The organism is Polaromonas sp. P3_B1 (assembly GCF_056402935.1).
In genome coordinates this window covers 39,686-48,103 of record NZ_JBFUGK010000045.1, presented here as the reverse complement: position 1 = coordinate 48,103, position 8,418 = coordinate 39,686, and the positions used below count along the sequence as shown (strand labels likewise).

At 63.7% G+C, this 8,418-nt stretch carries 8 protein-coding genes; 1 reads left to right on the top strand and 7 read right to left on the bottom strand.

Annotation, left to right across the window (positions count from 1 at the left end; genetic code table 11):
* The 7 genes from AC1DXS_RS21620 to AC1DXS_RS21590 form a co-directional block, all read right to left on the bottom strand.
* Window positions 1-143, bottom strand: a 143-nt coding sequence (locus tag AC1DXS_RS21620) for a winged helix-turn-helix transcriptional regulator (RefSeq protein ID WP_477739015.1), incomplete at its 3' end; no start/stop codon positions are given.
* An 82-nt stretch (window positions 144-225) separates the two neighbouring features.
* On the bottom strand, window positions 226-852 hold the full coding sequence (locus AC1DXS_RS21615) for a hypothetical protein (RefSeq protein ID WP_477739514.1): 627 nt from the start codon (window positions 850-852) through the stop codon (window positions 226-228).
* Between the two features lie 315 nt (window positions 853-1,167).
* Entirely contained in the window at window positions 1,168-1,602 is a 435-nt protein-coding gene (locus AC1DXS_RS21610; protein WP_477739513.1) for a hypothetical protein, read from the bottom strand.
* A gap of 34 nt (window positions 1,603-1,636) precedes the next feature.
* Window positions 1,637-2,617, bottom strand: coding sequence for an OmpA family protein (locus AC1DXS_RS21605; protein WP_477739512.1), 981 nt, complete (start codon window positions 2,615-2,617; stop codon window positions 1,637-1,639).
* Entirely contained in the window at window positions 2,614-3,363 is a 750-nt protein-coding gene (locus AC1DXS_RS21600; RefSeq protein WP_477739511.1) for a hypothetical protein, read from the bottom strand. Before AC1DXS_RS21600 ends, AC1DXS_RS21605 begins: the two co-directional genes overlap by 4 nt.
* A 155-nt stretch (window positions 3,364-3,518) precedes the next feature.
* Entirely contained in the window at window positions 3,519-4,547 is a 1,029-nt protein-coding gene (locus AC1DXS_RS21595; RefSeq protein WP_477739510.1) for a Vgb family protein, read from the bottom strand.
* A 631-nt stretch (window positions 4,548-5,178) separates the two neighbouring features.
* On the bottom strand, window positions 5,179-5,391 hold the full coding sequence (locus tag AC1DXS_RS21590; protein ID WP_477739509.1) for a DUF3606 domain-containing protein: 213 nt from the start codon (window positions 5,389-5,391) through the stop codon (window positions 5,179-5,181).
* A gap of 256 nt (window positions 5,392-5,647) precedes the next feature.
* On the opposite strand from AC1DXS_RS21590, the gene AC1DXS_RS21585 reads away from it, so the two are divergent.
* Complete coding sequence (locus AC1DXS_RS21585; RefSeq protein WP_477739508.1) at window positions 5,648-8,119, top strand: penicillin-binding protein 1A; 2,472 nt, start codon at window positions 5,648-5,650, stop codon at window positions 8,117-8,119.
* The last annotated feature ends 299 nt before the right edge of the window (window positions 8,120-8,418 follow it).

The window sequence follows — 8,418 nt, the reverse complement described above, 5'->3', positions numbered from 1 at the left end:
TAGCTGGGCTCGCTCTCTTCCGATCGCAGGTGCTTCTTCACTGTGTTGCGAGCCAGGCCTGTACGCCTTGAGATCTCGCGGATGGACATCTGATCCCTCAATGCCCATCGCCTGATGACATTCAATGTCGCCACGTCTATCACTCCTAATTTCCCCTGCTTTTAAAACAAGCAGGGTAGTGCCTACGTGGGTCAGTTTTGGATGGAAATTACTGCGCTAAGTGGGTCAGATTTCGACGGAATTCAACACGCTTAGGTCTATGACGACCAAGTCGGGGTTTTCTATCTGAATTAGGAGGTTTTCACCAAGGAGCCCGACGGCATGTAGAGGCTCATAGAGTTTGATGGCTTCCAGCATAGCGGCCGGATCTTTGACCAGGATGCGCTTTGCAAACTCGACTTGGTCCTTGTGGTCGGCAAGGTCTTCCTCAAATTTGGTCGACTCTTCACGAAATCGTTGCTGGTCTTCTAACTTTGCCGCTGACAAATCATCAGAAAGTTTTTTCAACTTCTTTTCAGTGCTGCCAAACAGCTTGTCCAGCCAGGACGGCTTGTACTGGTCCAAACGGGACTGAGCCGCAGTCTCAGACTTTTGGCTCAATTGAGGTTTGGCGGGCGCAAGAGCTGCGGCTTGTGATTGCCAATTAATGGATGGGGAGCAGGATCGATGAAGCGTAATTAACTTCTCGACATACTCCTCGAAGTCTCTGACGGCTTCGGCTGCTTGTTCACGGGCTTCGAGTTTTTCCGAGAGTGCGATTTCCTTGGCACGCTGCCTTGCCCTGCGATTTGAGTTTCGTTCTGCCTCTCTGGAAATTGCACCCAAGGTTCGTAGCGTTCCACGCCAACCCATATCCGTCTCCTTCGCCTCTAATTGAGGTGTAAGGAGATGTTAGTCGTCTGGGTTATTCCTAGCCTCCTCTATTTGAAGGGCTATCCAAGCTATTTTGAAGATATTGGGCTTTTCACCCCGTCCTAATCACCGTCACAAACTCCGTCCCACTCTCAGGCCACCAAACCTCCCCAGGCCGGCCCAGAATCTGCCGCACCGCAGCATTGACGCGGGGCAGGGGAATCACGTCAAATTTCTCGCTGCCCGAGTCAAAACGCAGCATCGCGTTGTTGCTCCTTCGCGAGCGTTGTCAGGGGCGAATGCCTGACATCTCAATCAAAGCCCAGCACCCCGCGAAGCAAACTCCACAACTGCCGGATCACGAAGAAAAATAGCCTGCACCAACTCGCGTGCCAGGGTGCTGACGGCATATTGTTGTGCTTCGGCAGCGGAGTATGTGTTGCCGAGTTCGGCGCCCCAGACGGCGTCGGAATCGACCAGCACGAACTCGGGGACTGGCTGGGTAAAGGACGCGTGAAATGCAATGATGTGCCGGCTCTGCCAGGTAGTGCCCGCACCCCATTCGCCCAAGGTGATCTGCAAATCAAGCCCGCGCTGCCGGTCGCCTTCAAACCAGCGGGCGAGGTAGGTGGCCAGCGGAGCGCCCGCCCTGTAGATGTCGCCGTGCGCAACGCACACGGGCTCCGTGCAGCCTTCAAAGTCCTCGTAGATGTCGCTGCCCAGTTCGGTGAATGTCAGGTCTTCAGTCATGCGTCCAAGACTATCACCGCCGGCCCGTCCGGGTCTATTGCTCCACCAACTCCACCCGCCGGTTTTTCGCGCGGCCGGCTTCGGCGCTGTTGCTGGCCACCGGCGCGAAGCTGGCGACGCCGCGCGCGGTCATGCGCTTGGCGTCCACCTGGTGCTCCTGCACCAATGCGGCGAGAACAGCGTCGGCGCGCTGCTGGGACAGGGCCAGGTTGGCGGGTACGCCGCCCTGGTTGTCGGTGTGGCCGACGATGTGCACCTTCAGCGCGGGGTGTGCCTTCAGCAGCTTGGCCATCTCGGCCAGTTGCGGCCTGGACTCGGGCTTGAGGATTGCCTTGCCGGTGTCGAAGTAGATGCCGTACAGCGCTATCTTGCCGTCGGCGCCCAGGGCTTTTTGCAGTGCGTCGCCGTTGACGACGACCTTGTCGCCTTCCATGGCGGCCGGCTCGACGACGAGCTGCACGACGGCCGGTGCGCCCCAGATGGAATTGGGCTCGGCAACGAATACCAGGATATAGCTGTCCTGCCCGTTGCGGCTGGCCTTGGCGCTGAGGAAGCGCACGTCGCGGTCTATGGAGCCTGCCGGGTCCACGCCCTTGGCCTGCCATTTGCGCGGCGAGACGACCTCGTTGGCAAAGCGCTCCTTGATGCCGGATTTGTCGCAGGCGCTCATTTCGCAGCTGTACAGCACGGTGAAGCCGGGCTTGGCCAGCGCGGCCTGGTAGTTGCGGAAAACTTCGAGCGCGCTGCGCTCCCTGGGTGCGATGTAGAAGTAGGCGTTGACGCGGCCTTCGACCACGGGCGACTTGTCGGGTGCCTGCTGCGCCGTGGGCACCTTGACGGCGGCGAAGCCCTCCTGGGCCGCGTTCTGCAGCACGGCGCCTGCATAGCGCGACACCAGAGGGTGGTCGCTTGCGCCGCGCCACTCGGTCGGGGCCTTCTGCGCCTGCGCAATGGGTGCCGATGCCAATGCGGCCGCCAGTACGGGGATGCCGGCGAATCGGGTGAACGCGATCATGGGCGGGCCCCGCAGGCGCCGGCGATGCGCGTCCAGCGCTCGGTCAGGCGCGTGGTCGTTGACATGGCGCCACCGCCGCCCTGGGCCGCCTTCAGCGCGGCCAGTTGTTCGCGTGCCGCGGCGGCTTCCTGCGGCGGGCCCTTGCGAATGGTTTCCGCGATCTGCGCATAGACGGGCGCCATGGCCGACGCCGTGTCCTGGGCGGTGGGCAGGGCGGCGAGTTCGGCCTTGGCGCGTGCGGCCTCGGCGGGCGACATGCCGCGTTGTGCCAGGGCCAGTGCGGCGGCGGGATCATTGCTGCCCGCGCCGGCTGAACTGGTGAAAGTCATCTGCCTTTCCCAGGTCTGCGGGGCGAGCTGCTTCCATTGCTCCTGCATGCGGCCGGCCTTGCATTCGGCCTGAAGCGTGGCGCCGCCGCTGGAGGGCCACCAGCGCGCATCGCAGCGGCCTGGAAGATTGGCCGGCGCTGCGGCTGGTGATGTCACGCACCAGGTCACCGGGCCGTTGCCGGCATAGGTCTGCTGGCTGCCCGGGTTGCCGGGCGGCCCGGCGTGGGCTGTGACGGTGCGGCGCCCGGTGGCGCCGTCCCAGCGCTCGATGCGCTCCGTGGCGGTCGGCCCGCTGCCGCTGCGTACGCTGGCTTCGCCATCAATGCGGTATTCGCCGGGGGGCGGCGCCGCGTGGGCAAGCGACGCGCCCAGCGCAGAAAAGAACAGCAGAGCCAGGGACGCCGTGGGTGCCTTCATCGTTTGCGGTCTCGCGTGAAAAAGATGCGGCCGAGTCTAGCAAGAAGGTGTGCGATTTTTTTGCGGCTAAAAGTACTCTGGCGTAAGTGTTTGTCAGCGTGCGAGCGGCCTGGTCGGCCTGGTCGGTATGTGAGTACATGAACGCTTCGGCAGGCTCACCCCGTCCTGATCACCGTCACAAACTCCGTCCCACTCTCAGGCAACCACACCTCCCCGGGCCGCCCGAGAATCTGCCGCACCGCGGCATTGGGGCGGGGCAGGGGGATGGCGTCGAACTTCTCGCTGGTCGGGTCAAAACGCAGCATGGCGTTGTGGGTCCACTCCGAGGCCCAGACAATATCTTTGTTGTCGACATAGACCGCGTAGACATGCGGGTCGGCGCCTGGGGCTTTCCAGGTTTTCCAGCTGTTGGCGCCTGTGCCGAGTGCGGGGTCGTGCATCGAGAGGTTGCCGCTGCTCCATTCCGAGACCCAGATGCGGCCCTTGCTGTCTGACCACACCCGTCTTGCACCTTGGCGTGGGGTGGGTGGCTCGACGATGCGGGATTCGCCGGTTTTGGTGTCCATGTGGGCGATAAAGGAGCCTGCTAATGAACACCACCAGATCTCGCCTTTGGGCGTGGCGCAGATGCCATAGGGGCCTCGGCCGCGGGGGGAGTCTTTGACGGTCACGGTGCCAGCGCGTAAGTCGACCTTGCCGACATAGCCGCTCTGGCCGGTGAACCACAGGTTGCCTTCGCCGTCGAAGGCGCAGGTGTTGAGATTGGCGTACGGTGTGCCGGCGGGCAGGGGGAAGACTTTCACCTGGCGTGACGGCCAGGCGACGCGGGCAATGGCGTTTTGGCCGCCGTCGGTGAGCCAGGCCGCGCCGTCGGGGCCGGCGATGACGCCGTGGGGTGACGAGCCGCCGCCCAGGGCAATCAGTTCAGTCTTGCCGCTGCGCGGGTCAAACCAGCCGAGGTGGCCGCTGCGCTGGGCTGAAAACCACACGCCGCCGTCCGGCGCGGGTGCGATGTCGTGGATGCCGGTGGCGGAACGGGTGTTGAGCGGCCAGGATTGCACCCGGGGCGACTGGGCTTGTGCGCCGCGGGGTGTGAGCAGGGCGGCGCCCAGGGCCGGCAGGGCCGCGAGTGTGCTGCGGCGGCTGGGGTGGAACTTAAAGGCGAGTTGCTGCTGCGAAGCCATGGCAATACCTCCTGCCGCGCATGGCGGTTTTGGCCGCATGCGTGGAACACTGTTGAACAGGTTGCGCGGGTGAGCGTGGTAGCTCAGGTCATTATGGCGGCGAATTTGGATACAGTGGAGTTCATCCTTACGGTATGCGCTGCTTCAGGGGCCCTTTGGGCAAAGCGCCGCGCCAGCAAAGAATATTACTGAGGCATCTCCAGGGACGGGATCCTGTTTAAGAGGGGTGATTTTCAATGGGGCTTGTCAAAGAGAAGTGGACAGATATTTCCACCACGGAATTGATCAACGAAGCAGGCATTCGCGCGTTGCACCGGCCGAATGAGGCGCATCGCATATCCTGGAATAAATATGGCGCGGGAGTTCGAACCCCCGAATTGGTGGGGTTGCCATATACCGTGTATGTTGTTGACGGTAGTTGCCGTTACGCGATAGGCGGCTTTGTTGTCGAAGCCCAAAAAGGGGAGTTGATCCGTATAGTGCCCGGTGACTACCTTTTCGAAGTTGGGGATTCCGGCGTAACTCTTTATCGAGACTTTCTTCTCCCAAAGGTGAGCTAGGCTGGTCCTTGAACGGGGATTGGCCGCCACCATGCTGCGCCATGAGCGCGCCACCTACTTCAGCCCGGCCATCAATGGGGCTTGTCCCCGTCCCTTATGGAGCCGTCCTGGAGGTATTTTTCGACCTTGCTGGCCTTGTCGCCGACGGCGGCAATGGCGCGCCTGAGTTGTTCGCGGTCGGCGTGCAGCTTTTGTTCCCACGCGGCGGCGGCCTGGGGGTTGTGGAGATTGATGCGGTCGGGTTGCACAGCATGCGCAAGGGGGCGGTGCGGGAGAAAGCTCATGGATGGAAGTCTCCTTGGCGTCTGTATGTATGGCTGTATGGCCTCTGTATGTCTATAGAACTACCTTAGCGCCAAGCGGGCCTGGTCTTTGTAGGCCGTCGCCGATATTTAGGCGGGGCGGCGGCAGGGGCCGCGGCCCTGAACACATGTGTTTTCCACGGCTTTACCGGTTTTTCACCGCCCTTGCGTCACCCTTGCGCCACCGCGCCGCCGTCCTACAAATGCGCTTCACGCCACCCCAGTAAACTTGCAGGCAATGAAGAACCCCCTCCAGACTCCTTTTGTGGCCTCTTTGGCTTCGCGCCTGCGCGCCTTCGCGGCCACCATTCCCGGCCGGCTGCGCCATCCCACCTGGCGCGGCGTGGGCCTGGCGCTGGCGGCGATCCCGGCGATCCTGGTGCTGTATACGGTGCTGCTGATCCCGTTCACGCCCAGCATCAGCGACCTGCTCAAGGCCAAGACGGCCAAACCATCGGTGCTGATGTCGGTGGACGGCAAGGAGCTGGCGAGCTTCCAGCGGGCGAACCGCGACTGGGTCAAGCTGGACCAGATTTCGCCGAATGTGGTGGCGGCGCTGATCGCGACGGAGGACCACCGCTTTTACGACCACCACGGCATGGACTTCAGGCGCACGGTGTCTTCGGTGATGTGGACGCTCACGGGCCGCAAGCAGGGCGGCTCCACGCTGACGCAGCAGCTGGCGCGCAATATGTACCCGGAAGAGATTGGCCGCTCGGCCTCGCTGACGCGCAAGCTCAAGGAGGCGATCACGGCTTTCAAGATTGAGGCGGTCTACAGCAAGGACGAGATCCTGGAGAGCTACCTGAACACCGTGCCTTTCCTCTACAACGCCTACGGCATCGAGATGGCGGCGCGAACCTATTTCGACAAGTCGGCGAGCGAGCTGGACGTGCTGCAAAGCGCGACGCTGGTGGGCATGCTCAAGGGTGCGGCCCTCTACAACCCGGTGTCCAACCCGGAGCTCGCGCTGCAGCGTCGCAACACGGTGTTGATGCAGATGGTCAAGCACAACAAGCTGCCTGAAGACAAGCTGGCGGCGCTGAAGAAGAAGCCGCTGAAGATCGATTTCGAGCGGCTGGAGCCCGAGCTGGGCGAGATGCCGCACCTGGCGCAGCAGCTGCGCCGCTGGCTGATCGACTGGGCCGACCGCAACGACTACAACATTTATGCCGACGGGCTGGTGGTGCGCACCACCATCGATTCGCGCCTGCAGGAGATGGCGACCAAGGCGCTGGCGGCGCAGGGCGAGCGTTTGCAGAAGATCGTGGCGGGCGACTGGCGCTTCAATTCGGGCTGGAAGGCCAAGAGCGGCGCGCAGCGCGAGCTGGCCCTGGCCTTTGTGCGTGACACCAAGGAGTACAAGGCCGCGCGCGCCGCGGGGCAGCCGGACGAGCAGGCGCTCAAGGGATTGCTTGCCAATGCCGACTTCATGCAGACGCTGAAAGACGACAAGACGCGGATACAGGCCGGCTTCATGGCGCTGGACCCGGGCAGCGGCCAGGTGCGGGCCTGGGTGGGCAGCCGGGATTTTTCGGACGACCAGTTCGACCACGTGCAGCAGGCGCGCCGCCAGCCGGGCTCGACCTTCAAGCCTTTTGTGTATGGCGCGGCTTTTGAAGACGGCGCCCGGCAAAGCGACGGGTTTATCGACGGCGCGGTGGAGATCCCGCTGGGCAACGGCGCCTTCTGGCGGCCCACCGACGGCGGCGGGCCCAGCGGCGAGTTCATGAGCCTGCGGCAGGGTTTGATGTTCTCCAAGAACACGATCACCGCGCAGGTGATGCAGGTGGTGGGCCCGGCCCACGTGGCCAAGCTGGCCAAGGCCATGGGCGTGCGGCAGAGCAAGCTGGAGGAAGTGCCTTCGCTGGCGCTGGGCACCAGCCCGGTGACGCTCAAGGAAATGGTCACGGCCTACGGGACGCTGGCCAATGACGGCCGCTATATCGAGCCCATCATCGTGACGCGGGTGGAAGACCGCAACGGCAAGGTGCTGGAGGAGTTCCTGGCCAAGGCGCCGGAGGCGGTGATGTCGACCACGGTGGCGCAGACGCTGCTGGACGTGATGCGCGGCGTGATCGACCAGGGCACGGGCGCGGCAATACGCAGCCGCTACGGCCTGCGCGCCGACCTGGCCGGCAAGACGGGCACGACGCAGGGCAACACCGACGGCTGGTTTGTGATGATGCACCCGCAGCTGGTGGCGGGCGCCTGGGTGGGCTTTAACGACAACCGCGTGACCATGGGCGACAGCTGGGGCCAGGGGGCGCGCAGTGCGCTGCCCATCGTGGGCGAGTTTTTCCAGCAGGCGATCAAGGCCAAGGTGGTGGATGCCGAGATGCGTTTCCCGGCACCGCAGGGCGGCGGCGTGACGGACCAGGAGCAGCAGCGCGTGGAGGCCTTGCTCAACGGCGCCGAGCCGCCGCAGGAAGGCCAGCCGGGCGAGATGCCGGCCGGCGTGGGAATGGCGGGCGGGTCAACTGCCGGGCAGGGCGGCGGGCCGCGCTGGCAGCCCGCGCCGGTGATCAAGTATGTGACCATCCAGGCGCCGGCGGAAAACCAGCCGCAGCCGGCGGTGCAGGGTGGGGATTCCGGCGGCTCGCCGACCGTGGGTCCCGGTGTGGTGCTGCAGCCGCCGGCGCCGGTGGCGGTTGAGAGGCTGCCGACGTTTCCGGGTGTGGTCGTCGGGCCGCCGATGGCGCCGCGGTAGTTTTTCTCCCTCCCCCTCCGGGGGTGGGCGCTAGCGGCCAGGGCATGAAGAAGCGGAATATCTATCGCCGCCGGCCCTCACCCTAACCCTCTCCCAGAGGGAGAGGGGACAAGATAGCCGAAGAGGGTGCAAGGTTGTTTGGAGGATTGACTCCCTCTCCCCCTGGGAGAGGGCAGGGGTGAGGGCCTTGCGGCCTGTGCAAGACTCCGCTGAATATTTATCCGCCGCCGGCCCTAACCCTCTCCCAGAGGGAGAGGGGACAAGATAGCCGAAGAGGGTGCAAGGCTGTTTGGAGGATT